This window comes from Streptomyces sp. Da 82-17 (assembly GCF_046098215.1).
In the GTDB taxonomy this organism is placed as follows: domain Bacteria; phylum Actinomycetota; class Actinomycetes; order Streptomycetales; family Streptomycetaceae; genus Streptomyces.
In genome coordinates this window covers 171,052-197,258 of the sequence record NZ_JBJURH010000012.1, presented here as the reverse complement: position 1 = coordinate 197,258, position 26,207 = coordinate 171,052, and the positions used below count along the sequence as shown (strand labels likewise).

Genomic DNA, 26,207 nt, shown 5'->3' with positions numbered 1-26,207 from the left:
CGCCCTCAGTGCCCCGGATCGCAGCAGCTCCCGCGCCGCATCCGGTCACCGACCTCGTGCCAGTGCCGCTTTGACCCCGCGCGGGACACCGTGTCCGGTGCGGGGAAGGCGGACACCAACTCCCGGGTGTCGTACGGGACTCCGCCGCGCACCACCGACACTGTGCGGACCAGGGTGTCGAAGTCCGTGAACGGGTTCCCGTCTACCACCACCAGGTCCGCGCAGCGGCCCACCTCCAGGGTGCCCAGGTCGTGGGCGGCGCCGAAGGCTCGGGCGGGCAGGGATGTGGCCGTGTGCAGGGCCTCGGCGGGGGAGAGGCCGTAGCGGTGCAGGGCGCGCAGGGCCAGGTGCAGGTGGAGGCCGACCGCGACCAGCGGCTGGTCCGTGCCGAGGGCGACCAGGCCGCCGCCCTGCAGGATGCGGTGGTAGATCTGCACCTCGGAGCGGATGGTCGCCAACTGGGCGTCCGTGGGCGGCTTTCCGGCCGCCGTCTCGACCGTGGCGACGTCCCACGGCGGCATCAGGCGCGTCACCCGCTCGTCGCGGGCGAGTGCCGGGTCCGCGCCGATCAGCGGCGACGCGGTGAACGGCGTGGCCACCAGGTGGAAGTCGCCGTGCGTGTAGATCTCCGTGACGTCCTGCCCGGACCGGCCGCCCGCCGTCAGCGAACGGCCGAACTCCTGCCGTTGCGTGGCCTGCAGATGGGTCGTCAGGTCCTGGCCGAGCTGCATGCCGGGCGACAGGAGATGACTGCCCGCGCGCACGCCCAGCTCCTCGTGCGCGAACCGCGCGGCCTCCGCCATCACCCAACCCGGCGCCCGCACATAGGTTTTGACGAAGTCCCAGTCGAGGGCCTTCGCGCGCGCCAGTGAACGGCGCAGGCCCGCGCGGGTCGTGTGCGCCCGGCTCATCCCGTACGAGGCGCGCGGGCCGTCGAGGAGTTCGCCGGTGGTGAGCAGGCGCGGGCCGGCCAGTTCACCGGCGGCGACGGCCTCGCGGATCCTGGCCTGCTCGTACGCGAAGCCGCCGAAGGAGACCGCGGTCGTGATGCCGTACGCGAGTTGCAGGGCGGTCTGGCGGCCGCCGTACGTGGCCTGCCACGGGTGCGTGTGCGCGTCCCACAGGCCGGGCAGCACGGTGTGCGCGGACGCGTCGATCCGGCGCTCGGCGGGGCGGCCCGGACGGTGCGGCTCGACGGCCGTGATCCGCCCGCCGCTCAGCACCAGGTCGACGTCCTCGCGGACCGAGTCGTCGCCGCCCGTGCCGTCCCAGAGGCGGCCCGCGTGCACGACCGTGTCGGCGGGCGTGGGGCGACGGTGGTCGAAGGGGACGCGGACGGTGCGCGGCGCGCCGTCGGCGATGTCGACGATCCTGAGCCGGCCCGCCGACTGGTACAGGACGCGGCGCCCGTCCGCCGACCAGCTCGGGTGGTCGGCCGGCTCGTCCGCGAGCAGCTTCGCCGGGCCGTCGGGCGTGCCGTCGGTGCGGATCGGCAGCAGCCACAGGGCGGACTCGGCGACCACCGCGAAGTGCCGCCCGTCCGGCGACCACACGGGCCCGCTGCCGTACCGGTCGGACAGCGACTGGTGCGGGGCGAGCGCGTGCAGCCGGGACGAGCCGTCGCGGACGTCGACGATCCGGATGACGTTGTAGCCCTCCCGGAAGCGCTGGTTGAGCCGCGCCAGGTCGCAGAGCGCCACGTACCGCCCGTCCGGCGACCAGCTGGGCCGACCGGGCGCGCCGCCCGCCCCGAGCGGCGCGGCCACCTTGCGTTCCTCGCCGGAGTCCAGGTCGAGGACCATCAGGTTGTACGCCATGTCGAGCGTCGCGAGCCGCCGTCCGTCCGGTGACAGGGCGGGGTGCACGCGCCCTCCGCGGACGAGGACCTCCTCGCGGCCCGAGTCGAGGTCGCGGCGGCGCACCGCGTGCAGCCCGTCCCGGTCGTCGGAGTAGAGCAGGGACCGGCCGTCCGGGGACCAGCTCGGCGCGAGCCCGTAGCGCGTGGCGGGGAAGCGGACCAGGCGGCGCGGCGGACGCCCGCCCGAAGCGGCCGCGACCCAGAGGGAGTTGAGCGCGGCGAAGGCGACCTGTCGGCCGTCGGGGGAGAGCGCGGGCAGATGCGGGGCCCGCACGGGTCGGGTGCCGCCCGGGTCGAGGTCGTACCGCTTCGCGGTGTAGCGCGGCCGGTCGACGGTCAGTTCGCCGCGGAACGGGATCGTCTCGTACGCGTCCGGGCGCTCGGGGCGGACGAGCCGGAACGCGCCGTCGACCGTGAGCAGCAGCTCGTCGCGGCCCGTCCAGCGCGGCGGCACCGGATGCACGTCGCCGTCCACCGCGACCGCCGTGCCGTCGACGAGGAGCGTGCAGGAGGCGCTCGGGGCGGGCGTGGTCCGCAGCACCGCGAGCCGCCCCTCGGGGGAGGGGGCGGGCGCGAGGAGCTGGGTGCCGGTGCGCTGCTCGGCGTACTCGGTGGTGACGTCGCCGGTGCCGTCGGCCCGTACGGACGCGACGGTGCGCGCGTCGAGCCCGGCGGTGTCCGGCAGGACCCGGGCCCGGACGAACAGGACGCGGCTGCCGTCCGGCGACCAGGCGGGGTCGAAGTCCTCCCAACGGCCTTCCTGGTGCGGCCCGTTCTGGCCGGGCACGCCGGTGAGCCGGGTCAGGGCGCCGGAGTCCAGGTCGAGCACCCAGATCCGGTACGGGCTGCCCGCCACCGGGTCGCCGCCGCGCTCGGAGGCGAACGCGAGCCGCCGGCCGTCCGGGGACCAGGCCGGGCCGCGGTCGTCCCAGGGCCCGTCGGTGCGCTGCGTGAGGCCGGAGCCGTCGGGCCGCAGCGTCCAGAGGTGGAACGTGCCGCCCCGGTACGCGCACACCGCGAGCAGGGTGCCGTCGGGGGAGAACACCGGCCGGGTCGGCTCCAGGTCGGGCGGGGTAAGGGGCTGGGCGGCGCCGCCCGCGCGCGGCACGGACCACAGCACGCCCTGCACCTCGGCGACCACGGCGCCGGACGGTGCGACGGTCGCGGCGCCGTTGGTCGCGGCGGTGAACGTGTACCCGACGCCCTGGCCGGTCGCCGCCGCGGCGGGCCGGGGCAGGGCGACGGCGGTCGAGGCGAGGGCGGTCGAGGCTACGGCGGTGGCCGCGGCGGCGCCCTGCAGGAACCGGCGTCTGCTGACGTCGCCGGGGTCGGTGTCGCGGAGCGGCCGGGATGCGTCCTGGATGTCCAACGGTCCTCCTGGGGTTGCGCGGCGCCCCGGGGGCGGGCGCGCGGCGGGCGGAGCTGACCTTGCGCACACGTACGGCGTGATCACGTGTGCGGGTGAGTCTGCCCAGGCCTGCGGGCGGTGCGGAACACCACGTTGAGCCGTTGGAGGACGGCGGACCGTTCAGATCCAGCCAGTTGGGCGGGTGCCCTACGCGGCGTCGGCGTTCTCGTCGCGCTGCGCGCCGCCCGCGTCGCGGCCCTCCGCGTACCACTCGCGCACCAGCGCGTCGTAGATCGGGGTGCTCGTGGCGGCGGAACCCGCAGAGGGAGCGGCGGAGCGAGCGGCGGGCGGCTGCGGGGTCTTCGTCAGGTTCATGTGGGTGCTCGTGGAGAGGTTTGCTGCGTTTGTCACCGCGGCACCGTACGGCACGGGCACGGCCCGAAGCTGTGATCGATCTCTCCCATGGGGCCACGGGCGATCTCGCCGAGAGCGGAATCCGTGAGCCAAGAGCCGTGCGCCGCAAGGAAGTTGTCCGGGATCTCGAACTCTGACCGCGATTTCGCGCGGATGCTTGCGCGAGTGATTGACGGGGGTGGGGCCGGGTCCTACCTTCCCTGACTCAGCGGTACTTGTTCGAAGTTGCGAGTGATGTCCGACATTCCGAACGACCGAAGGAGTCCGATGAGACGACGACGGCGCCCCGTACGCCTTCCCCTCCTCGCCGTGAGTGTGGCCCTCGGCGCGGGGCTCCTCGCCGCGCCCGGCGGCGCGGCGAGCGGTGCCGCGGCCCCGGACGCCGGGATCGCCGACTACACCCTGAGCGTCGACCCCTCCCGGCAGGGCCCCGCGATCTCCGACTCGATGTACGGCGTGTTCTTCGAGGACATCAACCACGCCGCCGACGGCGGGCTCTACGCCGAGCTGGTGCAGAACCGGTCGTTCGAGTACGGCCCCGCGGACAACGCCGCGTACACGCCCCTGACCGCCTGGCGCAGCACCGGCAGCGCCCGCACCGCCGACGACGCGGGCCGCCTCAACGCCCGCAACCGCAGCTACCTCCGGCTCGGCGCGGACTCCTCCGTCACCAACTCGGGCTTCGGGAACGGCATGGCCGTACGGAAGGGCGAACGGTACGACCTGTCGTTCCGGGCCCGCACCGACGAGGCGGCCGGCGCCCCCCTCACCGTGACGCTGCGGGACGCGTCCGGCGCCCTCGCCGCCGCCCACCGCGTCACGGCGCGCGGCGGCTGGGCCGAGTACAAGGCGACGTTCACCGCGTCCCGCACCAGCACCACCGGCGCCCTCACGGTCGCCGCGGCACGGCCCGTCGCGCTCGACATGGTGTCCCTCTTCCCGCGCGACACGTACAAGGGCCGCCCCAACGGCCTGCGCAAGGACCTCGCCGAGAAGATCGCGGCGCTCCGCCCCGGCTTCCTGCGCTTCCCCGGCGGCTGCCTCGTCAACACCGGCAGCCACGAGGCGTACGACGAGGAGTCCGGCTGGCAGCGCCGCCGCTCCTACCAGTGGAAGGACACCATCGGCCCGGTCGAGGAGCGCGCCGTCAACGCCAACTTCTGGGGCTACAACCAGAGTTACGGGCTCGGCTACTACGAGTACTTCCAGTTCGCCGAGGACATCGGCGCGCAGCCGCTGCCCGTCGTGCCCGCCCTCGTCACCGGCTGCGGCGAGAACCAGGCCACCGACGACCCGGAGCTGCTGCGGCGGCACGTCCAGGACACCCTCGACCTGATCGAGTTCGCCAACGGCCCCGCCACCAGCGAATGGGGCCGCAAACGCGCCGAGATGGGCCACCCGGAGCCGTTCGGCCTGAAGCGCATCGGCGTCGGCAACGAGGAGAACCTGCCCGACGAGTTCTTCGCCCGCTTCAAGGAGTTCCGCGCGGCGATCGAGGCGAAGCACCCGGACGTCGAGGTGGTCGCCAACTCCGGCCCCGACGACGCGGGTTCGGTCTTCGACCGGGCCTGGCAGCTGAGCCGCGAGAACCGCGTCGCCATGGTCGACGAGCACTACTACAACAGCCCGCGCTGGTTCCTGGAGAACAACGAGCGCTACGACTCCTACGACCGCGGCGGCCCGAAGGTGTTCCTCGGCGAGTACGCCTCCCAGGGCAACCGCTTCTCGAACGCCCTCGCCGAAGCCGCGTACATGACGGGCCTGGAGCGCAACGCGGACGTCGTGAAGCTCGCCTCGTACGCGCCGCTCCTCGCCGACGTGGACGGCACCCAGTGGACGCCGGACATGATCTGGTTCGACAACCACCGCTCCTGGGGCTCGGCGAACTACGAGGTCCAGAAGCTGTTCATGAACAACACCGGCGACCGGGTCGTGCCCAGCGAGGCGTCCGGCACGCCCACCGCGTCAGGGCCGATCACGGGCGCCGTCGGCCTGTCCACATGGGCGACGAGCGCCGCGTACGACGACGTGAAGGTGGTCGCCGAGGACGGCGCCGAGCTGCTGAGCGACGACTTCACCGGCGACGCCGACCAGTGGAACACGGTCGCCGGGCGCGGGAGTTGGGCCGTGCGGGACGGCGCGTACGTCCAGTCCGACGAGAACGCCGAGGACACCCTCGTCACCGCCGGGGACAAGAGCTGGCAGAACTACGACCTGAGCGTCAAGGCCACCAAGAAGTCCGGCAAGGAGGGCTTCCTCGTCGCATTCGGCGTCCAGGGCGGCCGCGACCACTACTGGTGGAACCTCGGCGGCTTCGGCAACACCCGGTCCGTGGTGGAGAAGTCCGTCGACGGCGCCAAGCAGACCATGGTCGAGAAGGACACCAGGATCGAGACGGGACGCACCTACGACCTGCGCATCGAGGTGCGCGGCCGGCAGGTCTCCCTGTACCTCGACGGCGAGAAGTGGGGCTCCTTCACCGACGACAAGAAGGCCGAGCCGTTCCGGCAGGTCGTCACCCGCGACGAGGCGAGCGGCGAACTCGTCGTGAAGGTCGTCAACGCCCAGGACGACGCGGCCCGCACCGCCGTCGACCTCGGCACGGACCGCGTCGCCGGCACCGCCCGCGTCACCACCCTCCAGGGCGACCCGAACGCCGAGAACACCGCCGACAACAGGCCGATCGCGCCCCGCAGTTCGACCCGCGACGGCATCGGCCGCACCTTCACGCACACCTTCCCCGGCAACTCCGTGACGTTCCTGCGGATCAAGGAACGCTGAACCCGGTTCGTACGAGTCCCGACCACGAAAGGCACCCGCATGCCCCCGAACGACTCTGTGCCCCCGACCCGTCGAGCCCTGCTGCGCGGCGGCCTCGCCCTGGGTGCCGCGGCCGCCGTGCCCGGCCTCGCCCCCGGCGCCCACGCGGCCGACGCCCCGGCAGCACGCCGCGCCGCCGCCTACCGCAACCCGCTCATCGAGCAGCGCGCCGACCCGCACATCCACCGCCAACCCGCCGACGGCCACTACTACTTCACCGGCACCGTGCCCGAGTACGACCGCATCGTCCTGCGCCGCTCCCGCACCCTCGGCGGGCTGTCCGACGCCCCCGAGCAGGTGATCTGGCGCGCCCACTCCACCGGCGACATGGCCGCCCACATCTGGGCGCCGGAGCTGCACCGGATCGACGGCGTCTGGTACGTGTACTTCGCCGCCGCGCCCGCCGACGACGTGTGGAAGATCCGGATGTGGGTGCTCGCCAACCCGAGCCCCGACCCGTTCCGCGGCACCTGGACGGAGAAGGGCCGGATCGCCACCGCCTGGGACACGTTCTCGCTCGACGCGACGACCTTCACCCTTCCCCAAGCTCTCAACTCCGTTCGAGCAGGGGAGACCCCAACCGGCAGCCGCTACCTCGCCTGGGCGCAGCACGAGCCCGGCATGGACAACAACACCGGCCTCTTCCTCTCCCGCATGGCGAACCCGTGGACCCTCACCGGCCCTCAAGTGCGGCTCAGCACACCGGAGTTTGACTGGGAGTGCGTCGGGTTCAAGGTCAACGAGGGCGCGGCCTTCCTCCGGCGCAACGGGAAGGTGTTCCTCACGTACTCGGCGAGCGCCACCGACAGCAACTACTGCATGGGCCTGCTGACCGCCGACGCGGACGCCGACCTCCTCGACCCCGCCTCGTGGGCCAAGTCGCCGGAGCCGGTGTTCCGGAGCAGTGCCGGGAACGGGCAGTTCGGGCCCGGGCACAACTCGTTCACCGTCGCCGAGGACGGACGCACCGACGTCCTCGTGTACCACGCGCGGCAGTACGAGCACATCGAGGGGGATCCCCTCCATGACCCCAACCGGCATACGCGGCTTCAGCCGTTCACGTGGCGGGCGGACGGGACGCCGGACTTCGGGGTGCCGGTCCCGGACGGGGCGGGACGGTAGCCCTTCGTCCTTCCCGCCGTCGTGGCTGCTCGCGCCCGCGGCGAAGCCGCTGATGGCACAGCCCCGCGCCCCTGACGGGCGCATCCCGTACGGGTGATCGCGAGGCGTGCCGTCCCGGGTTCGACGTGGGGGAGCAGCACGATGAGCGCATGTCACTCCTCTCCTCCACGACACCCCTGCGCCGCCGCGTCCTCGTGCCCGCCCTCGCCGCGCTCTCCCTGTTCACCGTCGCCGTACCCGCCGCGGGTACGGCGACGGCCTGTCCCGAGGGCGCCTGCGGTTCGATCAGCGTCGGCGCGCCCTCGCTCGCGCCGCCCTCGCAGGAGCCGTGCACCAGCAAGGAACAGGTCGTCTGCCGCATTCGTGAGATGACGCCCGTCGAGCGTCTCGAAGCGCGCCAAGTCCGCGTCCGCTACCACCAGTTGCTGACCGACATGGGCCGCAGGCGCTGCGCGCTGGAGCGGGCCGGGGCGAGCCCTGAGACCGTCGCCCGCGAGCTGGTGCGGATGCGCAACGAGGCCAAGGACATCGCCCGCGCCGGCATGACCCCCGCCCAGGTCGCCGCCCTGGAGCAGCGCAACCGCGAGAAGTACGGCAACCCGCTCGGCCCGACCGCCGACCAGCTGTACGCGAAGCACGGCTCCTGGGAGAAGGTCGTCGAGTCGGCGGGCCGCACCAGCGCCGCCGTCGACGGCGAACTGGGCCTCGCGTACAAGGCCTGCCCCTGCGACACGCACACGCACGCCCAGGCGGCCTGACCCTCCCGTACGGCAGACGCCTCCGGCCCGGCACCCCTCGCAGCAGGGGTGCCGGGCCGGTTCGTGTGGCGGGGACCGGAGGGTCGGGGGCTCAGCGGGTCCCGAAGCCGTACACCGTCGTCGAGCGGTACGTCTCGCCCGGGCGCAGGATCGTCGACGGGAACGCGGGCTGGTTCGGGGAGTCGGGGAAGTGCTGGGTCTCCAGGCACAGCCCGTCGCCCTGCCGGTACGTGCGGCCGGAGCTTCCCACCAGCGTGCCGTCGAGGAAGTTGCCGCTGTAGAACTGCAGCCCGGGCTCGGTGGTCGCGACGCTCATCGCACGCCCCGAACGCGGCTCGTACAGCTCGGCCACCGGCGCCGGACGGGCCGAACCGCCCTTGTCCAGCGCCCAGTTGTGGTCGAAGCCCTGCCCGTGCAGCATCTGCGGGTGGTCCGAGCGGATGTCCGAGCCGATGGCCTTGGCCCGCCGGAAGTCGAACGGCGTGCCCGAGACCGGGGCGAGTTCGCCGGTCGGGATGAGCGTGCCGTCGACGGGCGTGTACCGGGACGCGGCCAGCGAGAGCCGGTGGTCGTACACGCTCCCGGAGCCCTCGCCCGCCAGGTTGAAGTACACATGGCTGGTGAGGTTGACGGGCGTGGCCCGGTCCGTGGTCGCCGCGTAGTCGATGCGCCACTCGCCGGCCGCGCTCAGCGTGTACGTGACCCGGGTGCGGAGCGTGCCGGGGTAGCCCATCTCGCCGTCGGCCGACACGTACGACAGGACCAGGCCCTGGTCCGTGCCGCGGGTGAACGGCTCGACGTCCCACACGCGCTTGTCGAAGCCGCGCTCGCCGCCGTGCAGGCTGTTCGGGCCGTCGTTCACGGACAGCTGGTGTTCGGTGCCGTCGAGCGTGAAGCGGCCCTTCGCGATCCGGTTGCCGTACCGGCCGATCAGCGCGCCCAGGTACGGGGACTCGCCGAGGTAGCCGTCCAGGTCGGCGAAGCCCAGCGAGACGTTCGCCGACTCGCCGTGCCTGTCCGGCACTTCGAGGGACTGGACGATCCCGCCGTACGACAGGACCTTCATGCGGACCCCGCCGCCGGTCAGGGTCCAGCGGTGCACCTCCGTGCCGTCCGGCATCCGGCCGAAGCGCTCCCGGGCCGGGGTGCGGCTGCCGGAGGCGTGGGCGGCACCGGTTCCGGCGGCCGCGGCGGTCAGGCCCGCCGCTGCCGCCGCGAGCACCGTGCGTCTGCGCGTTTCCATGTGCGGCTCCTCAAGTAGATCGCTGCAATGTCGCCTGCTGCCAAGGCGTCAGCTGCCGAGCCATCGGCTGCCAAGTCGCCTGCTGCACAGCGGAGTTACGAGCCCGCCTTGCGCTTGTTCCACACGTCGACGCCGACCGCCGCGAGCAGCACGAGGCCCTTGATGACCTGCTGCCAGTCGGTGCCGACGCCCACCAGGTTCATGCCGTTGTTCAGCACACCGAGGACCAGGCCGCCGATGATCGCGCCGAGGACCGTGCCGACGCCGCCGCTCATCGACGCCCCGCCGATGAACGCCGCCGCGATCGCCTCCAGCTCGAAGTTCAACCCCGCCTGCGGAGTACCGGAGTTGAGGCGCGCCGCGAACACACAGCCCGCGAGCGCCGCGAGCACGCCCATGTTCACGAAGACCAGGAACGTGACCCGCTTGTCCTTCACGCCGGACAGCTTCGCCGCCGCCTTGTTGCCGCCCAGCGCGTACACGTGCCGCCCCACGACCGCGTTCCGCATCACATAGCCGAGGCCGAGCAGCAGCCCGCACACGATCAGCATGATCACCGGAAGGCCGTGCCAGCTCGCCAGGGTCAGCGTGAACGCCAGCACCGCCGCGACGATGGCCACGCACTTCAGCACCCAGATGTTCCGCGGCAGCACGTCCAGCTCGTACGCCCGCTGCCGCCGCCGGTCCCGCACCTCGCGGACCAGCAGGAACGCCACCACGGCGAGACCGATCAGCACGGTCGGGTTGTGGTACGGGCCGATGGCCTCCGTGCGCAGCTCGATGAAGCCCAGGTTCAGATGGAACTCGAAGGGCAGCGGGATCGACCAGCCGGGGCCCGCCTCCGGGAGCACGCCCTTGGCGAGGTTCTGGAAGCCCTCGGGGAAGGGGGACAGCGACTGTCCTTCGAGGGTGATCTGCGTGAGTCCGCGGAACAGCAGCATCCCGGCGAGCGTCACGATGAACGACGGGATGCCCAGATACGCGATGAAGAAGCCCTGCCAGGCGCCCGCAAGCGCGCCGATCGCCAGCGAGATCGCCAGGGCGAGGCCCCACGGCAGATCGTGTTTGATCATCATGACGGCCGATATCGCGCCGACGAACGCGGCGACCGAACCGACCGACAGGTCGATGTGCCCGGCGATGATGACGATCATCATGCCCATGGCCAGGATCAGGATGTAGCCGTTCTGCTGCAGCAGGTTGGAGATGTTGCCCGGGCGCAGCAGCGCCCCGTCCGTCCAGAACCCGAAGAGCAGCACGATCAGGGCGAGGGCGGACAGCATGCCGTACTGGCGGATGTTGGTGCGCAGCCCGTGCAGCAGCAGGGCGCCGGTCGACGGCGTGGGCGTCTTCGCGCCGGCCGCCTCCTCGGGCGGTGTGGTCGTGGTGGTCATGGCTGGCCTCAGCTTCTGTTCAGGGTCATGTGGCGCATCAGCACTTCCTGGGTGGCGTCGGCCCGCGCGACCTCACCGGTGAGGCGGCCCTCGGCCATCGTGTAGATCCGGTCGCACATCCCGAGCAGCTCGGGCAGCTCCGAGGAGATGATCAGCACCGCCTTGCCCTGCGCCGCGAGCTCGTCGATGACGGTGTAGATCTCGTACTTGGCGCCGACGTCGATGCCGCGCGTCGGCTCGTCCAGGATCAGCACCTGCGGATCGGCGTGGATCCACTTGCTGAGGACGACCTTCTGCTGGTTGCCGCCGGACAGCCGCCCCACCTGCTCGAACACGGTCGGCGCCTTGATGTTCATCGACCTGCGGTAGCGCTCGGCGACCGACCGCTCGTGGTGCTCGTCGACGGCGCCCCGGCGCACCATGCCCGGCAGTGAGGCCAGGGAGATGTTCCGGTTGATGTCGTCGATCAGGTTCAGGCCGTACTGCTTGCGGTCCTCCGTGACGTACGCGAGGCCCGCCGCGACCGCCGCCGGCACCGTCTTCGTGCGTACGGCCCGCCCGCCCACCTCGACCGAACCCGCCACGTAAGCGCCGTAGCTGCGGCCGAAGACGGACATGGCGAGCTCCGTGCGGCCCGCGCCCATCAGGCCCGCGACGCCGACGATCTCGCCGCGCCGCACCGTCAGCGACACATCGTCCACGACCAGCCGCTCCTGGTCCACGGGGTGGCGCACGGTCCAGCCCTCGATGCGCAGGGCCGTCTCGCCCGCGTCGTCGCCCGCGTACACCGAACGCTCCGGGTAGCGGTGGTCGAGGTCCCGGCCGACCATGCCGCGGATGATCCGGTCCTCGCTCAACTCCGGCTCCGCGCCCGGCTGTTCGCGGACGGTGAGGGTCTCGATGGTCCGTCCGTCGCGCAGGATCGTGACCGAGTCGGCGACGGCCCGGATCTCGCCCAGCTTGTGCGAGATGACGATGCAGGCGATCCCCTGCGCGCGCAGCTCCAGGATCAGGTCGAGCAGCTTGGCGCTGTCCTCGTCGTTCAGCGCGGCCGTCGGCTCGTCCAGGATGAGCAGCTTCACCTCCTTCGCGAGGGCCTTCGCGATCTCCACCAACTGCTGCTTGCCGACGCCCAGTTCGCTCACCGGAGTCTGCGGCTTCTCCCGCAGTCCGACCCGCGCGAGGAGCTGCGCGGCCCGGCGGTTCGTGCCGTTCCAGTCGATGACGCCGCGCGTGGACTGCTCGTTGCCGAGGAAGATGTTCTCCGCGATCGACAAGTACGGGACGAGCGCCAGCTCCTGATGGATGATCACGATGCCGCGCCGTTCGCTGGCCCGGATGTCCCGGAACGCGACCGGCTCGCCCTCGAAGAGGATCTCGCCCTCGTAGCTTCCGTGCGGATGCACCCCGCTGAGGACCTTCATCAGCGTCGACTTGCCCGCGCCGTTCTCCCCGCAGACCGCGTGGATCTCCCCGGCCCGCACCGTCAGGTTGACGTCGCTGAGCGCCTTCACGCCCGGGAACGTCTTGGTGATCCCCGCCATCCGCAGGACCGGCGCCGGCCCCTCGGCCGCGCTCACCGGAGCTGCCCCGCCGTGAAGTACCCCTCGTCGACGAGGAGTTGCGTGTTCTTCCGGTCGATGCTCACCGGGTCGAGCAGGTACGACGGCACGGTCTTCACGCCGTTGTCGTAGTCCGAGGTGTTGTTGACCTCGACCTTCTTGCCCGTCAGTGCCGCGTCGCCCATCTGCACGGCCTGCTGGGCGAGCTTGCGGGTGTCCTTGAACACGGTCTGCGTCTGCTCGCCCCGGATGATCGACTTCACCGACGCCAGCTCCGCGTCCTGTCCCGTCACCACCGGCAGCGGCTGGCTCTTCGTGCCGTACCCCGCGCTCTGCAGCGCCGAGATGATGCCGATCGAGATCCCGTCGTAGGGCGAGAGCACCGCGTCCAGACGCTCCTGGCCGTAGCTCTTGGTGATGATGTCGTCCATGCGCTTCTGCGCCGTCTCACCGCTCCAGCGCAGCGTCGCCGCCTTCGCCATCGTGGTCTGCTGCGAACGGACCACGAGCCGGCCGGACTTCAGGTACGGCCGCAGCACGTCCATCGCGCCGTTCCAGAAGTACTTGGTGTTGTTGTCGTCCGGCGACCCGGCGAACAGCTCGATGCTGTGGCTCCTGCCGCCCTTGTCCGGCTCGCCCAACTCCAGCTTGTCCACGATGTATTGAGCCTGGAGGCGCCCGACCCGCTCGTTGTCGAACGACGCGTAGTAGTCGACCGACCCGGTGCCCATGATGAGCCGGTCGTACGAGATCACGGGGATGCCCGCCTCGTCCGCCTGCTCCAGGACGTCGGAGAGCGCCGAGCCGTCGATCGCGGCGACGACGAGCAGCCCGACACCCTTGGTGATCATGCTCTCGATCTGCGCGACCTGGTTCTCCACCTTGTCGTCGCCGTACTGCAGATCCGTCTTGTACCCGGCCTTGCGGAACTGCTTCGCCATGTTCTGCCCGTCGGCGATCCACCGTTCCGAGGACTTCGTGGGCATCGCCAGGCCGACGGTGACGCCCTCACCGCCCTCCGGCTTGTAGCGGCTGCCGCCCAGGGCCTCCTGGCCGCAGCCGGCCAGGGACAGGGCGAGCAGTCCGGCCACGGTCGCCGCGAGCGTCGCGCGGCGCGTGCGGGTGTGCATATCAGTCTCCTTCGGGTACGGGGAAGCGCCGCAGCTCGCCCGGGTCGCGCGAGCCGAGCGGCGACATCCCGCCGGCGGCGCCGTGCCGGGCGAGCAGGTCGAGGACGAGCCGGCCGCGCCGCACCCGCTCCCTGGCCGTGGCGAGCGCGGTCTCGCGCAGCTGCGCGCCGTACGGGTAGATGCCGGGCGACCTGCTGAGCCCGAACTTCAGATACAGCGGGGCGCCGCGCCGGATCAGCTCGGCCGCCTCGTACATCCGCACATAGCCGCCGAGGTCGTCCGGCGCCTCCACGTACAGGTCCATGGGGGCGCGGCTCTCCCGGCGGATCTCCGTGAAGTGCGCGGGAGTGAGGTCCGAGGGGACGTTCAGGGAGTCCGCGCCGAGCCGCTCGAAGACGCCGTACGCCGCCGGGTTGACCGGGCCGATCAGCGCGGACACCTTGAACGTGGTGTCGGCCGGGAGCACCCCGGCCGTGCGCATCCGGTGCAGCGTCCACAGCACGCCCTCGTCGGCGACGAGAAGGCAGCGTACGCCCAACTCCGTTGCCCGTACGGCGTCTTCGACGCACCCGGCGAGCGCGTCGTGCCCGCGCGCCCGCAGCCCCGCGCCGCCCGAGTCGGTACGCGTGGACGCGCCGGTGTCCCAGGTGCCGCGCGGGCCGGTGAACAGGCACAGCTCGATGTCCCGCTCGGCGCAGGACTCCACCATCTCCGTGATCTCGGCGTCGGTGAGCATCCAGATGCCGCTGCCCTGACTGATCCGGTGCACCGGCACGTCGAGCCGCGCGCTCTCCTTCAGCACCGTGGCGAGCGCCTCGGGCCCTTCGACCGAGGGGATCTCCGTACGCCACGTCCCGCCGTCGGGGAACGTGTGCGGTGAGGCGTCCGCGGGGTCGAGCGCGGGGGAGGGGTGCCCGATGCGGTCGAGGGCGGCGAGGCCGGGGCGGCGGGGGAGGGTGCGGGAGGTGTCGGTCATGGGGCTCCTTGTTCTGCTGTTCCGGTTGTGCCGAGCCGGCCCTTCTGCCGGGTCCTGCCACGACGTGCGCCTCACGGGACGATCAGCACCTTGCCGACCTCCGAACTCCCGCTGCCCACCAGGGCGATGGCCCGGTCGAAGGCGTCCAGCGGGAACTCGTGCGTGACGAGCGCGGCGGGCGCGAGCAGGCCGAGGGAGAACGCACGGACCGCCTCGGACCACGCCGCCGAGGACGCGCCGAACACACTGCGCACCTCCAGCTGGCTCACCGACAGATGCACCGGGTCGATGCCCTCCGCGCCCGGCGTGAACATCCCGGTGAGCACCACTCGCCCACCGCGCCGGGCGAGGCGGCAGGACGCGGCGGCGGTGGACGGCGCGCCCGCGGTCTCCACCACCAGGTCGAACCGCCCCTCCAGGCCGGCGGCCTCCTTCGGGGTGTACGCCGCGCCCGCGCCGAGGCCGAGCGCCTGCTCGCCGCGGGCCGCCCGCGGGTCGACCACCGCCAGCTCGCCCGGCGACGACGCGGCGAGCAGCTGGACGGCGAGCAGGCCGAGGGTGCCGGCCCCGACGACGGCGATGCGGTCGCCGGGGGTGGGCCTGCCCGCCCGTACCGCCGCAGCCACCACGGCCGCCGGTTCGAGGAGGGCCGCGGCCTTCAGGTCGGCGTCGTCCGGCAGGAGGTGCAACAGCCTTGCGGGGACGACGAGTCGGTCGGCGAACGCGCCGGGCTCGGTGAAGCCGGTCTCCGCGTACCCGCCCTCGCACAGGTTCGTCTCGCCGCACCGGCAGCGCGTGCAGGAGCCGCAGGCGCGGAAGCCCTCGGCGACCGTGCGCCGCCCGACGAGCCCGCCGTCCACGCCCGCGCCGACCGCCTCGACCGTGCCGGACCACTCGTGGCCCGGCACGACCGGGTAGCGGACGTACGCGGGGTCGCGGTGGCCGTCGTACAGCTCGCGGTCGCTCATGCAGATCCCGGCCGCCGCGACCCGCACCCGCACCTCGCCGGGGCCCGGCTCGGGCACGGGGCCGGTGACGAGGCGGTGCACGCCGGGACGCTCGACCACGACGGAACGGCTCGTGGTCACTTGGGCTTCCTCCGCTCCCAGCCGTCCGCCCACAGGTCGAACCGGGCCTGCTGCTGCGGGAACTCGGCCGCCGCGTCCACGTCGAACTCGACGCCGAGGCCCGGCGCGTGCGACACCTCGAAGCAGCCCGTCTCCGGGTCGACCGCGGGCGCGCCGCGCACCACCTTCTTGATCTCCGCGTCGGCGAAGTCGTTGAAGTGCTCCAGAATCTTGAAGTTCGGGGTGCAGGCGGCGAGTTGGAGGGAGGCCGCGGTGAGCACGGAGCCGCCGACGTTGTGCGGGGCCACCAGCATGTAGTGCGTCTCGGCGGTCGCGGCGAGCTTGCGGCTCTCCAGAATGCCGCCGATGTGCCCGACGTCGGGCTGGATGATGTCGACGGACTGGTCCTCGAACAGCTCGCGGAACTCGATCCGGTCGTGGATGCGCTCACCCGTCGCCACCGGCAGGTCGACCCGCTCGGCGACCTTCCGCAGCGCCTTCAGGTTCTCCGGCGGCACCGGCTCCTCCAGCCACGCCGGATTGAACGGGGCGAGCTCCCGCGCGAGCCGTACGGCCGTGGCGGGGCTGAACCGGCCGTGCATCTCCAGCATCAGCTCGGTGTCCGGCCCGATCGCGTCCCGTACGGCCTCGATCAGGGAGACCGCGTACCGGGACTGCTCCGCGTCCAGCTCGAAGTGGCCGGTCCCGAACGGGTCGATCTTCAGGGCCCGGTAGCCGCGCGCCACGACCTCCTGCGCCGCCTTGTGGTACGCCTCCGGGGTGCGCTCCGTCGTGTACCAGCCGTTGGCGTACGCCTTGACGCGGTCGGTGACCTTGCCGCCGAGGAGCTGCCAGACGGGCACGCCGAGCGCCTTGCCCTTGATGTCCCAGCAGGCCATTTCGACCACGGCGATGCCGGACATCACGATCTCGCCCGCCCGCCCGTAGTCCCCGTACTTCATGCGGCGGACCAGGTCCTCGACGGCGAACGGGTCCGAGCCGGCGATGTGGTTGGCCTCGGCCTCCCGCAGATAGCCGACCAGGGCGTCGGTGTGGCCCAGCATCCGGGTCTCGCCGACACCCGTCAGGCCCTCGTCGGTGTGGACGAGCACATAGGTCAGATTGCGCCAGGGGGTTCCCACGACATGAGTGCTGATTCCGGTGATGCGCAAGGCAGTTGCCCTCTCGCGTGTTCGGTATTTCGTCAGTCGTTCGAGATGGTGGCGTGAACGTAAACAGCCCCTCCGAGGGGTGTCAATGGGTTGCGCAGAGTGGGATCGTCGACCAGGCGCGGGCCGCACGCCGTCGGGGCGGGGTGGAACGCCGATGGGGCGTGCGGGACGATTGCCCGCCGAACTCACCTGTGCTTAGCCTGTGTTCGTGATACCGGCAATGCGCCGGGGTTTCGAACGTGACTGAGGGGTGGGTGAGCGGACATGGGCCGACTCGTGCCGGCGGTGACCCGGGCGCTGGACATCATGGAACTCTTCCTGGAGGGCGACGGCACGCTCTCCGCGCCCGACATCGTGCGCAAACTGGGCCTGCCCCGCACGACGGTGCACGAACTCGTCACCACCCTCGCGGCCCGCTCCTACCTCGTGCCCGTCCCCGAGCAGCCCGGCCGCTACCGCCTCGGCGTGCGCAACCACCAGCTCGGCAGCCGGTACGCGGAGAAGCTCGACCTGGCCGCCGAGGGCCGCCGCGTCGCCCAGGAGGTCGCCGAGACCTGCGACGAGACGGTGCACGTGGCGATCCTGGAGGACGTCGACGTCATCTATATCGCCAAGGTCGACTCCACCCACGCCGTCCGCATGGTCTCCGCCAACGGCCGCCGTCTGCCCGCCCACTGCACGTCCGTCGGCAAGATGCTGCTCGCCTCGCTGCCCGAGGACGAGCTGGACGCCCGCCTGGAGGAGTGCGAGGAGCTGATCGCCCTCACCCCGAACAGCATCACCGGCTTCGACGAGCTGCGCGAGGAGCTCGCGACCGTACGGACCATGGGCATAGCCGTCGAGCACCGCGAGGCGAACCCCGACGTGAGCTGTGTCGCCGCGCCCGTGCGCGACGCCTCCGGCGAGGTCGTCGCCGCCCTGTCCATCTCCGTGCCGATGGTCCGCTGGAGCGAGGACCGCGAGCGCGAACTGACCGAACTGGCCGCCAAGGGGGCCGGCGACCTCTCCGTCAGCCTCGGCCACCGGGGCGCCTGGTGAGGGCCGAGCTCGCGGTCCGCGCCGAGGCCGAGCTCGGCGAGGGCCCCACTTGGGACGCGGCCGCCGGTCGGCTGATCTGGGTGGACATCCTCAACTCCCGCGTCCACACGCACGATCCGGCCACGGGGCGCGCCACGGTCCTCGCCGCCGAACAGCACGTCGGCGCCGCCAAACCCCGCGCCGCAGGCGGCCTCGTCCTCAACCTCCGCGACGGAGTGGGCTGTTACGACGCCGACGGCGCGTTCTCCTGGCTGCACCACGACCCGGTCGCAGGGCGCCGCGGCAACGACGCCGCCGTCGCCCCCGACGGCACGCTGTGGGCGGGCACCATGCGGTACGACGAGAGCCCCGGCGGCGGCACGCTCACCCGCATCGCGGCCGACGGCGACGCGACCGTCCTCCTCGACGACGTGACGGTCAGCAACGGCACCGGCTGGTCCCCCGACGGCGCCCTCACGTACTACGTCGACAGCCCCACCCGCCGCATCGACGTCCTCCGCGCCGACGGCCAACACATCCTGGAACGCCGGGAGTTGGCGACGATCGAGCCCGGCGCGGGCTTCCCCGACGGGCTCACCGTCGACGCCGACGGCTGCGTCTGGGTCGCCCTCTGGGACGGCGCCCAACTCCGCCGCTACACCCCGGACGGCCGCCTCGACCGCACCGTCCGCCTCCCCGTCGCCCGCCCCACCGCCTGCGCCTTCGGCGGCCCCGCACTGCGCGACCTGTACGTCACCACGGCCCGCGTCGGCCTCGACCACCCGCACCCGCTCGCCGGGTCCGTCCTGGTCGTCCCGGACGCGGGGCAGGGCGTGCCGGGCGTACCGTTCGCGGGCTGACCGCAGCCCACGCCGTACGGGGCCCGCCCACGCCGACCGGCGCGTGAACGGGCCCCGCAGGTGAGGGAGTCGCCCTACTCGCCCGGCGACTCCAGCGTGCCGTCCACCCGGCGCGGCACCCCGTACGGATTGGCGTCCAGGAGCGGGGCGGGCAGCAGCGCCTCCGGCACGTCCTGATAGGCGACCGGCCGCAGGAACCGGTCGACGGCCAGCGAGCCGACCGACGTGGTCCGGCTGTCCGACGTCGCCGGGAAGGGGCCGCCGTGCACCATCGCATGCCCGACCTCCACCCCCGTCGGCCAGCCGTTGAACAGGACGCGGCCCGCGAGGCGTTCGAGCAGCGGAAGGAGTGCGCGGGCCTGAGGCAGGTCGGCGTCGGCGGTGTGCACGGTCGCCGTCAACTGCCCTTCCAAGGACCGCAGCACCTCGGCCACCTCGTCCAGATCCCGGCAGCGCACGACGAGTCCGGCCGAACCGAACATCTCCCGCTGCAGCTCCGGGTCGGCCCGGAACACGTCACCGTCCACCGACATCAGCACCGCCTGCCCGGGACTCGCCGATCCGGCCGCCGCCCCGCGCGCACGCACCCGCACACCCGGGCGGGACGCGACCGCCTCGACCTCGCGGTGGTAGGCCTGCGCGATGCCGGGCGTCAGCATCGTCGCCCCGACATGCTCCCGGACCGCCGTGCCCGCCGCCTCCTCGAACGCGTCGAGGTCCGGGCCCGCCACACCGATCAACAGCCCCGGGTTGGTGCAGAACTGGCCCGCGCCGAGCGTCAGCGACCCCACGAACGCCGCCGCGAGCTCCCGCGCCCGCTCGGCCAGCGCACCCGGAAGCAGCACCACCGGGTTGACGCTGCTCATCTCCGCGTACACCGGGATCGGCCGCGGCCGCTCCGACGCCGCGCGGAGCACCGCGAGACCGGCCGCCCGCGAACCGGTGAACCCGACCGCCCGAATGTGCGGATCGGTCACCAACTGCGCGCCCACGACCGGCCCTTCGCCGACGAGCAGCGAGAACACCCCGTCCGGCATCCCCGTCTCCACGACGGCCGCCCGCACCGCCCGCGCGGCCAGCTCCGACGTGCCGAGATGCGCGTCGTGCGCCTTCACCACCACCGGACAGCCCGCCGCGAGCGCCGCGGCCGTGTCGCCGCCGAGCACCGAGAACGCCAGCGGGAAGTTGCTCGCCCCGAACACGGCCACCGGCCCCAGCGGCACCCGCCGCTGCCGCAGATCCGGGCGCGGCAGCGGCGCACGGTCCGGCAGCGCCGGGTCGATCCGCGCCCCGTGCAGCCCGCCGTCCCGCAGGACCTGCGCGAACAGCCTCAACTGCCCCGTCGTACGGCCCACTTCACCGGTCAGCCGGGCCGTCGGCAGCGCCGTCTCCAGATGGGCGCGGGCCACCAGCTCCTCCGTCGCCCCGGCCAGCTGGTCCGCGACGCGCTCCAGGAAGCGGGCCCGCTGCTCCGGCTCGGTCGCCCGGTACGCGTCGAAGGCCTCCTCCGCCAGCGCGCAGGCCCGCGCCACCTCCTCCTTCCCGGCGGCGCGGTACGGCGGGTCGAGCTCGGCGCCGGTCCGCGGGTCGCGGGAGCGCAGCACCGGCCCCTCGCCGACGACCCGCTCGGCCCCGAGGAACAGGGCCCCCTCCAGAGCTGCGGTTGCGGTCACTTCGGTCCTTCCGTCGTACGGGTACGGGATGTTCGGTCGGTTCCGCCGCTCACGGCGCTGCCGGTGCGGGCAGCTTCGCGATCAGTGCGCGCAGCTCGTCCAGCTCGCCGTCCGTCAGATCGGTCAGCGGCGCGCGCACCGGCCCCGCCGGGTGCCCGACGGCCGTCATCCCGGCCTTCACGATGCTCACCGCGTACCCGGCCCGTCGGTTGCGGATCTCCGTGTACGGCAGCACGAACTCGTTCAGATACGTGCGCACCGCGGCGTGGTCCCGGCCGCGCACCGCCGCGTAGAAGTCCAGGGCGAACTCCGGCAGGAAGTTGAAGATCGCCGACGAGTAGGTGGTGACGCCGAGTTCGAGGTACGGCAGCGCGTACGTCTCGGCCGTGGGCAGGCCCCCGACGTAGGTGAGGCGCTCGCCCAGGCGTGCGTAGATCCGCGTCATCGCGTCGATGTCGCCGATGCCGTCCTTGTAGCCGATCAGGTTCGGGCACGTCTCGGCGACCCGTTCGAGCGTCTCGGCGCTGTACGCGGCGTTGGCCCGCCCGTACACGACGACGCCGAGCGACGTCGACCGGCACACCGCCTCCACGTGCCGGGCCAGCCCCTCCTGCCCGGCCTCCGTGAGGTACGGCGGGAACAGCAGCACGCCGTCGGCCCCGGCCCGCTCGGCGGCCTGCGCGTACGCGATCGCGGTGCGCGTCCCGTACCCGGCGGGCGCGAGGATCGGCGTGCCGGCGGGGGCGGCGGCCACGGCAGCGGCGACGACCCGCTCGGTCTCGTCGGCGGTCAGCGAGAAGAACTCGCCGGTGCCGCCCGCGGCGAACAGGCCGCCCACCTCGTGGCCGGACAGCCGCTCGATGTGCGCCCGGTACCCGGCCTCATCGAACTCGCCCGCGGCGTCGAAGTGCGTGACGGGGAACGACAACAGACCGGAGCCGATACGCGAGGCGAGCTCCGCCGGGGTGAACTCCGCCGGGGTGGACGAGGACGAGGTCATGGTGCTGCTCCTGTTGCGGGAGGGGTGTTGGAGGGGTGTGGAGGGGGTTGAGGGGGTTGAGGGGTTCTACGGGGCAGGGCGAGTGCTTCCGGGAGGGGGCTCAGGGGCGGGTGCCGACCTCGTGCGTGGCCTGCGTCCACGCGCGGGCCTGCTCGCTGAGGGTGATGCCGAGGCCGGGCCGGGCGGAGACGTGCATCCGGCCGCCGCTGATGGCGAGCCGCTCCTCGAACAGCGGCTCCAGCCAGTCGAAGTGCTCGACCCACGGCTCGATCGGGTACGCGGCCGCCAGATGCAGATGGATCTCCATCGCGAAGTGCGGGGCCAGCTGCAGCTGTTGGTGCTCGGCGAGCGCGGCCAGCTTCAGGAACTGCGTGATCCCGCCGATCCGCGGCGCGTCCGGCTGGATCACGTCGGCGGCGCCCTGCCGGATCAGCTCCCAGTGCTCGGCGACGCTCGCCAGCATCTCGCCGGTCGCCACCGGGGTGTCCAGCGAGGCGGCGAGCGCGGCATGCCCCTGCGCGTCGTACGCGTCGAGGGGCTCCTCGATCCACACCAGGCCGAACTCCTCCAGGGCGCGGCCCATGCGCTGCGCGGTCGGCCGGTCCCACTGCTGGTTGGCGTCGACCATCAGCGGCACGTCGTCGCCGATCCGCTCCCGTACGGCCGCGAGCCGGCGCAGGTCCTGCCTGCCGTCCGGGTGCCCGACCTTGATCTTGACGCCGCCGATGCCGCTGGCGAGGGACGCCTCGGCGTTGTCGAGGACCTGCTCGGTCGGCGTGTGCAGGAACCCGCCGGAGGTGTTGTAGCAGCGCACCGAGTCCCGGTGCGCGCCGAGCAGCTTCGCGAGCGGCAGCCCGGCCCGCCTGGCCTTGAGGTCCCACAGGGCGACGTCGTACGCGGCGATCGCCTGTGTCGCCAGACCGCTGCGGCCGACGGAGGCGCCCGCCCACACGAGCTTCGTCCAGATCCTGCCGATGTCGCTGGGGTCCTCGCCGAGCAGGTCCCCGGAGATCTCCTTGGCGTGCGCGAACTGGCCGGGCCCGCCGGCCCGCTTGGAGTAGCTGAAGCCGATGCCCCGGTGGCCCTCGGCGGTCTCCAACTCGACGAACAGGAACGCCACTTCGGTCATCGGCCGCTGCCGCCCGGTGAGAACCTTCGCGTCGCTGACCGGGGTGGCGAGGGGCAGGGCGACCGAGGAGAGCCTGATCCACGCGATCGTGTCGAGCGTCGCCTCGCCCGTACGGGGCCCGGCCTGGGCGGTCGTCTGCGTCATCGTCACCACTTCGCTTCGAGCCCTGTGGGCGGGCGTTGCTTCACTCCGGCCCTTCGACGCTAAGGTCGGGGATTGATCCACGTCCAACATTGTTTTTGGATCGACGGATACAGACAGAGCATCAATGAATCAATGACCATCGCTTGGGAGCGGGCCGTGTTCACGCTGCAGCAACTGGTGAGTTTCGTGGCCGTGGCGGAGGAACTGCACTTCACGCGGGCCGCGGAGCGGCTGCGGATGACGCAGCCGCCACTGAGCCGGCAGATCCAGCTCCTGGAGCACGAGCTCGGCGTCTCCCTCCTCGACCGCACCAACCGCTCGGTGCGGCTCACGCCCGCCGGGCGGGCCTTCCTCAACGAGGCGCGGCGCATCCTCCGCCAGGCCGACTCGGCGGCGCTCGCCGCGCGCCAGGTGTCCACCGGCGAGGCCGGGGCGATCGCGATCGGCTTCACGGCGGCCAGCGCGTACCGCTCGCTCGGCACGCTCCTCGACGTGGCCCGCTCGGCGACGCCCGGCGCGGAACTCGTGCTGCGGGAACTGGTCTCCCGCGACCAGCTGGAGGCGATCGCCGAGGGCTCCCTCGACCTGGGCATGATCCGGCCGTCCAGTACGGGGCCCGACCTGGAGACCCGTCCCGCGATGCGCGAGGGGCTGCTCGCGGCGGTGCCGCACGAGCATGAACTCGCCGCGGGGGAGGGGCCGTTGAGGGTGCGGGACTTCGACGGCCAGCAGATGCTGATGTACTCCCCTGTCGAGGCCCGCTACTTCCACGAACTCCTCGTCAGTGTCTTCCGCGCGGCCCGGGTCACGCCGGTCTTCACGCAGTACCTCAGCCAGGTCCACAGCCTCCTCGCGATGGCCAACGCGGGCTGGGGCATCGCCCTGGTCCCCGAGGCGGCGGCGCAGATGCGGTTCCCGGGAATCCGGTTCCGGGAACTGGACCTCGTGGACCCGGAACCGGTGGAGCTGCACTTGGTGTGGCGCAGGACGAACGACAACCCGGCGTTGCACGCGTTGCTGCGCGAGCTGTAGAAGCCTGGCCCCACGCCCCCGCAAGGCTGCGCCGCTGTTCGTTCGTCCGCGGCTTTCGTCGTGGCCGCTCGCGCAGTTCCCCGCGCCCCTGACAAACCAGGCCCTCCGGCGTTCGAGGAGCGGGGTTCGGGGCGGAGCCCCGGGAAGGGGCGCGGGGAACTGCGCGACCGGCCACCGCGGCGCGGCAGACGAACTACCAACGGGGCCAGGAGCGGAGCCCGGGGGAGGGGACACCGGTACGTTCAGGTGGATGAGACGCTTCGAGGATCACGGAGTCCTGATCACCGCCGCAGCCCGAGGCATCGGCGCCGCGACAGCCCACCGCCTCACGGAGGAAGGCGCCGCAGTCCTCCTCACCGACGCGGACGGCGCAGCCGTCGACCGCACGGCGGCCGCCCTGCGCGAACAGGGCGCCACCGCCCACGCGTTGACCTGCGACGTGGCCTCCCGTACGGACGTGCACGCCGCCGTCGACCGAGCCGTCGGCCTCTTCGGCCGTCTCGACGTGCTCGTCAACATCGCCGCCTCCTGCACCCCCGACGCACCCCGCTTCGAGGACGAGCCCGACGAGACCTGGCAGCACGACCTCGACATCACCCTGAACGGCGCCTTCCGCTGCGCCCGGGCGGCCCTCCCGCACCTGGAGGCGTCCGGGCGCGGAGCGATCGTCAGCGTCGGCTCGGTCAACGGCGAGGTCTCCTTCGGCAATCACGCCTACAGCGCCGCCAAGGCCGGCCTCGCCTCCCTCACCCGTACCCTCGCCGACCACGCGGGCCCCCGAGGCGTACGCGTCAACCTCGTGGAGCCCGGCACCGTACGCACCTCCGCGTGGGCGGGGCGGGAGGACCGGCTCGAAGAGGTGCGGCGGCTCTACCCGCTCGGCCGGGTCGGCGAACCCGAGGACATCGCCGCAGCCGTCGCCTTCCTCGCCTCCCGGGACGCGTCCTGGATCACCGGCACGACCCTGCGCGTCGACGGCGGACTCCTCGGCGTGAACACGGTGTTCCGCAGCCCGCGCGAGCCGTGACGGCGCGAGGGGGAGCGAAAATCCTCCCGGCCGTACGCAGAACCCGTCCCCGCGACACCCCTCATACCCTCAGACCCTCACCAGCCAAGGAAAGGCACCGCGCCATGAGCGATCTCCTCGACGTGACCGTGGACCAGGGCACCGCCTTGCTCACCCTGAACGACCCCGGACGCCGCAACATCATCTCGGGCGCGCTCGTCGACGACGTCTGCACCGCGTTCGACAACCTGGAGGCCGACCCGGCCGTCACCGCCGTCGTCATCACCGGCGCGGGCAGCGCGTTCTGCGCCGGGGCCGACCTCGCCGACCTGCTCGCCGCGGCCGACGGCGACTCCGCGGGCGTACGCCGCGTCTACGACGGCTTCCTGCGCGTGGCCCGTTCCCCGCTGCCGACCGTGGCGGCGGTCAACGGCCCGGCGGTGGGCGCCGGTTTCAATCTCGCCCTCGCCTGCGACGTGCGCCTCGCGGGGGCCTCCGCCTGGTTCGACACCCGGTTCCTGAAGATCGGGCTGCACCCGGGCGGCGGCCACACCTGGATGCTGCACCGTCTCGTCGGCCCGCAGACGGCCGCCGCCCTCGTCCTCTTCGGTGAACGGCTCGACGGCGCCGCCGCCGCGGCGGCGGGGCTCGTCCTGCGCTGCGTCCCGGACGACGAACTCCTCACCGCGGCCCTGCAGTTGGCGGGCCGTACGCAAGGCGTCGACCCGGAGCTGGTGCGCCGTACGAAGCAGACGCTGCGCACCGCGGGTGACGGCCGGAGCCACGACGACGTCCTGGCCGACGAGACCCGCGAGCAGCTGTGGTCCCTCGGCCTGCCGGACACCCGCGAGCGCCTCGACGCCTTCCGCAAGGGGCTCGGCGGCTGAGGGCGGCGGGGGAGGCGGCGCGCGGCGCACCCGAGTGTGTTCCGGGCGCCGCCTCCTGCTAACTTCTACAGTGTTGTAGAAGTAAGTGAGTCGACCGAGCCACGGAGTCCGTCATGGCCCTCTGGGACCGCATCAAGGAGTCCGCATCGCAGATGCAGACCCAACTCAACGCCAAGAAGAACGACTTGAAGAGCGGCGCCTTCCGCGACGCCTCGATGGCCATGTGCGCCCTCGTCGCCGCCGCCGACGGCAGCATCGACCCGAGCGAGCGCCGCAAGGTCGCCCAACTCATCGCCACCAACGACGTGTTGGCGAACTTCCCGGCCGACGACCTGCAGCGCCGCTTCGACGCCAACTGCGACAAGCTGGCCGCCGACTTCGACTTCGGCAAGGTCAGCGTCCTCCAGGAGGTCGCCAAGGCGAAGAAGAAGCCCGCCGAGGCGCGCGCCGTGATCCAGATCGGCATCGTCATCGGCGGCGCGGACGGCGACTTCGACAAGGACGAGCGCCAGGTCGTACGCGACGCCTGCTACGCCCTCGACCTGCCGCCCCACGAGTTCGACCTCTGACCGCAGAACCGGGACCCGTCAAGGCC

Annotated in this window: 21 protein-coding genes; 9 read left to right on the top strand and 12 right to left on the bottom strand. The window is 72.4% G+C overall.

All coding sequences use genetic code 11. The annotated features are described in order from the left end of the window. Positions 1 to 5 precede the first annotated feature (5 nt). Together ACIDOF_RS21880 and ACIDOF_RS21875 are read right to left on the bottom strand one after the other, a co-directional pair. Positions 6 to 3,227, bottom strand: a complete 3,222-nt coding sequence (locus tag ACIDOF_RS21880; protein ID WP_409007682.1) for an amidohydrolase family protein — start codon at positions 3,225 to 3,227, stop codon at positions 6 to 8. 186 nt (positions 3,228 to 3,413) lie between these two features. Further along, a complete protein-coding gene (locus ACIDOF_RS21875; RefSeq protein WP_409007681.1) occupies positions 3,414 to 3,617 on the bottom strand; it encodes a hypothetical protein in 204 nt (67 codons plus the stop codon). A gap of 270 nt (positions 3,618 to 3,887) precedes the next feature. Here ACIDOF_RS21875 and ACIDOF_RS21870 point away from each other — a divergent pair, with 270 nt between their 5' ends. The 3 genes from ACIDOF_RS21870 (at position 3,888) to ACIDOF_RS21860 (ending at position 8,320) form a co-directional block, all read left to right on the top strand. Then, entirely contained in the window at positions 3,888 to 6,401 is a 2,514-nt protein-coding gene (locus ACIDOF_RS21870; protein WP_409007680.1) for an alpha-L-arabinofuranosidase C-terminal domain-containing protein, read from the top strand. Between the two features lie 39 nt (positions 6,402 to 6,440). After that, positions 6,441 to 7,562 (top strand): family 43 glycosylhydrolase, encoded by a 1,122-nt coding sequence (locus ACIDOF_RS21865; protein WP_409007679.1) that lies wholly within the window; start codon positions 6,441 to 6,443, stop codon positions 7,560 to 7,562. A gap of 149 nt (positions 7,563 to 7,711) precedes the next feature. Further along, positions 7,712 to 8,320, top strand: a complete 609-nt coding sequence (locus tag ACIDOF_RS21860) for a hypothetical protein (protein ID WP_409007678.1) — start codon at positions 7,712 to 7,714, stop codon at positions 8,318 to 8,320. 91 nt (positions 8,321 to 8,411) lie between these two features. Here ACIDOF_RS21860 and ACIDOF_RS21855 read toward each other — a convergent pair whose 3' ends face one another. From ACIDOF_RS21855 to ACIDOF_RS21825, 7 genes are all read right to left on the bottom strand, one after another. Next, on the bottom strand, positions 8,412 to 9,563 hold the full coding sequence (locus ACIDOF_RS21855; protein ID WP_409007677.1) for an aldose epimerase family protein: 1,152 nt from the start codon (positions 9,561 to 9,563) through the stop codon (positions 8,412 to 8,414). Positions 9,564 to 9,658: 95 nt separating this feature from the next. Further along, entirely contained in the window at positions 9,659 to 10,957 is a 1,299-nt protein-coding gene (gene mmsB, locus ACIDOF_RS21850; RefSeq protein WP_409007675.1) for a multiple monosaccharide ABC transporter permease, read from the bottom strand. Between the two features lie 8 nt (positions 10,958 to 10,965). Beyond that, a complete protein-coding gene (mmsA, locus tag ACIDOF_RS21845; protein WP_409007706.1) occupies positions 10,966 to 12,501 on the bottom strand; it encodes a multiple monosaccharide ABC transporter ATP-binding protein in 1,536 nt (511 codons plus the stop codon). A gap of 32 nt (positions 12,502 to 12,533) precedes the next feature. Then, positions 12,534 to 13,649, bottom strand: coding sequence for a multiple monosaccharide ABC transporter substrate-binding protein (chvE, locus tag ACIDOF_RS21840; protein ID WP_409007674.1), 1,116 nt, complete (start codon positions 13,647 to 13,649; stop codon positions 12,534 to 12,536). Between the two features lies 1 nt (position 13,650). Continuing rightward, complete coding sequence (locus ACIDOF_RS21835; protein WP_409007673.1) at positions 13,651 to 14,625, bottom strand: hypothetical protein; 975 nt, start codon at positions 14,623 to 14,625, stop codon at positions 13,651 to 13,653. 71 nt (positions 14,626 to 14,696) lie between these two features. Then, entirely contained in the window at positions 14,697 to 15,713 is a 1,017-nt protein-coding gene (locus ACIDOF_RS21830) for a zinc-binding dehydrogenase (protein ID WP_409007672.1), read from the bottom strand. Next, complete coding sequence (locus tag ACIDOF_RS21825; protein ID WP_409007671.1) at positions 15,710 to 16,864, bottom strand: mandelate racemase/muconate lactonizing enzyme family protein; 1,155 nt, start codon at positions 16,862 to 16,864, stop codon at positions 15,710 to 15,712. The genes ACIDOF_RS21830 and ACIDOF_RS21825 overlap by 4 nt, the downstream gene beginning before the upstream one ends. A gap of 264 nt (positions 16,865 to 17,128) precedes the next feature. On the opposite strand from ACIDOF_RS21825, the gene ACIDOF_RS21820 reads away from it, so the two are divergent. After that, positions 17,129 to 17,902, top strand: coding sequence for an IclR family transcriptional regulator (locus ACIDOF_RS21820; RefSeq protein ID WP_409007670.1), 774 nt, complete (start codon positions 17,129 to 17,131; stop codon positions 17,900 to 17,902). Continuing rightward, a complete protein-coding gene (locus ACIDOF_RS21815; protein ID WP_409007669.1) occupies positions 17,899 to 18,741 on the top strand; it encodes an SMP-30/gluconolactonase/LRE family protein in 843 nt (280 codons plus the stop codon). Before ACIDOF_RS21820 ends, ACIDOF_RS21815 begins: the two co-directional genes overlap by 4 nt. A 74-nt stretch (positions 18,742 to 18,815) precedes the next feature. On the opposite strand, the gene ACIDOF_RS21810 is transcribed toward ACIDOF_RS21815, so the two are convergent. The 3 genes from ACIDOF_RS21810 to ACIDOF_RS21800 all read right to left on the bottom strand — a co-directional run bounded on the left by ACIDOF_RS21810 (position 18,816) and on the right by ACIDOF_RS21800 (position 22,687). Further along, positions 18,816 to 20,414, bottom strand: a complete 1,599-nt coding sequence (locus ACIDOF_RS21810; protein ID WP_409007668.1) for an aldehyde dehydrogenase (NADP(+)) — start codon at positions 20,412 to 20,414, stop codon at positions 18,816 to 18,818. 49 nt (positions 20,415 to 20,463) lie between these two features. Then, the gene (gene kdgD, locus ACIDOF_RS21805; protein ID WP_409007667.1) at positions 20,464 to 21,414 is read right to left on the bottom strand and encodes a 5-dehydro-4-deoxyglucarate dehydratase; all 951 of its coding nucleotides are present in this window, start codon (positions 21,412 to 21,414) and stop codon (positions 20,464 to 20,466) included. A gap of 100 nt (positions 21,415 to 21,514) precedes the next feature. Beyond that, on the bottom strand, positions 21,515 to 22,687 hold the full coding sequence (locus tag ACIDOF_RS21800) for an L-talarate/galactarate dehydratase (RefSeq protein WP_409007666.1): 1,173 nt from the start codon (positions 22,685 to 22,687) through the stop codon (positions 21,515 to 21,517). 156 nt (positions 22,688 to 22,843) lie between these two features. On the opposite strand from ACIDOF_RS21800, the gene ACIDOF_RS21795 reads away from it, so the two are divergent. The 4 genes from ACIDOF_RS21795 (at position 22,844) to ACIDOF_RS21780 (ending at position 26,181) form a co-directional block, all read left to right on the top strand. Continuing rightward, positions 22,844 to 23,719 carry a LysR substrate-binding domain-containing protein gene (locus ACIDOF_RS21795; RefSeq protein WP_409007704.1) on the top strand — a complete coding sequence of 292 codons (876 nt, stop codon included), beginning with the start codon at positions 22,844 to 22,846 and terminating at the stop codon, positions 23,717 to 23,719. A gap of 250 nt (positions 23,720 to 23,969) precedes the next feature. Further along, positions 23,970 to 24,746: an SDR family NAD(P)-dependent oxidoreductase gene (locus ACIDOF_RS21790; RefSeq protein WP_409007664.1), complete on the top strand. Its 777-nt coding sequence runs from the start codon at positions 23,970 to 23,972 to the stop codon at positions 24,744 to 24,746. A 104-nt stretch (positions 24,747 to 24,850) separates the two neighbouring features. Then, entirely contained in the window at positions 24,851 to 25,612 is a 762-nt protein-coding gene (locus tag ACIDOF_RS21785) for an enoyl-CoA hydratase (protein ID WP_409007663.1), read from the top strand. 113 nt (positions 25,613 to 25,725) lie between these two features. After that, positions 25,726 to 26,181 (top strand): tellurite resistance TerB family protein, encoded by a 456-nt coding sequence (locus tag ACIDOF_RS21780; RefSeq protein ID WP_409007662.1) that lies wholly within the window; start codon positions 25,726 to 25,728, stop codon positions 26,179 to 26,181. Positions 26,182 to 26,207 lie beyond the last annotated feature (26 nt).

Excerpts from the sequence above, each read along its gene's own strand:
- ACIDOF_RS21820 (WP_409007670.1), top strand. The coding sequence starts at position 17,129 with ATGGGCCGACTCGTGCCGGCGGTGACCCGGGCGCTGGACATCATGGAA.
- ACIDOF_RS21865 (WP_409007679.1), top strand. The coding sequence starts at position 6,441 with ATGCCCCCGAACGACTCTGTGCCCCCGACCCGTCGAGCCCTGCTGCGC.
- kdgD (WP_409007667.1), bottom strand. The coding sequence starts at position 21,414 with ATGACCTCGTCCTCGTCCACCCCGGCGGAGTTCACCCCGGCGGAGCTC.
- ACIDOF_RS21870 (WP_409007680.1), top strand. The coding sequence starts at position 3,888 with ATGAGACGACGACGGCGCCCCGTACGCCTTCCCCTCCTCGCCGTGAGT.
- ACIDOF_RS21790 (WP_409007664.1), top strand. The coding sequence starts at position 23,970 with ATGAGACGCTTCGAGGATCACGGAGTCCTGATCACCGCCGCAGCCCGA.
- ACIDOF_RS21855 (WP_409007677.1), bottom strand. The coding sequence starts at position 9,563 with ATGGAAACGCGCAGACGCACGGTGCTCGCGGCGGCAGCGGCGGGCCTG.
- ACIDOF_RS21785 (WP_409007663.1), top strand. The coding sequence starts at position 24,851 with ATGAGCGATCTCCTCGACGTGACCGTGGACCAGGGCACCGCCTTGCTC.
- ACIDOF_RS21860 (WP_409007678.1), top strand. The coding sequence starts at position 7,712 with ATGTCACTCCTCTCCTCCACGACACCCCTGCGCCGCCGCGTCCTCGTG.
- chvE (WP_409007674.1), bottom strand. The coding sequence starts at position 13,649 with ATGCACACCCGCACGCGCCGCGCGACGCTCGCGGCGACCGTGGCCGGA.
- ACIDOF_RS21780 (WP_409007662.1), top strand. The coding sequence starts at position 25,726 with ATGGCCCTCTGGGACCGCATCAAGGAGTCCGCATCGCAGATGCAGACC.
- mmsB (WP_409007675.1), bottom strand. The coding sequence starts at position 10,957 with ATGACCACCACGACCACACCGCCCGAGGAGGCGGCCGGCGCGAAGACG.
- ACIDOF_RS21800 (WP_409007666.1), bottom strand. The coding sequence starts at position 22,687 with ATGACGCAGACGACCGCCCAGGCCGGGCCCCGTACGGGCGAGGCGACG.
- ACIDOF_RS21835 (WP_409007673.1), bottom strand. The coding sequence starts at position 14,625 with ATGACCGACACCTCCCGCACCCTCCCCCGCCGCCCCGGCCTCGCCGCC.
- mmsA (WP_409007706.1), bottom strand. The coding sequence starts at position 12,501 with ATGGCGGGGATCACCAAGACGTTCCCGGGCGTGAAGGCGCTCAGCGAC.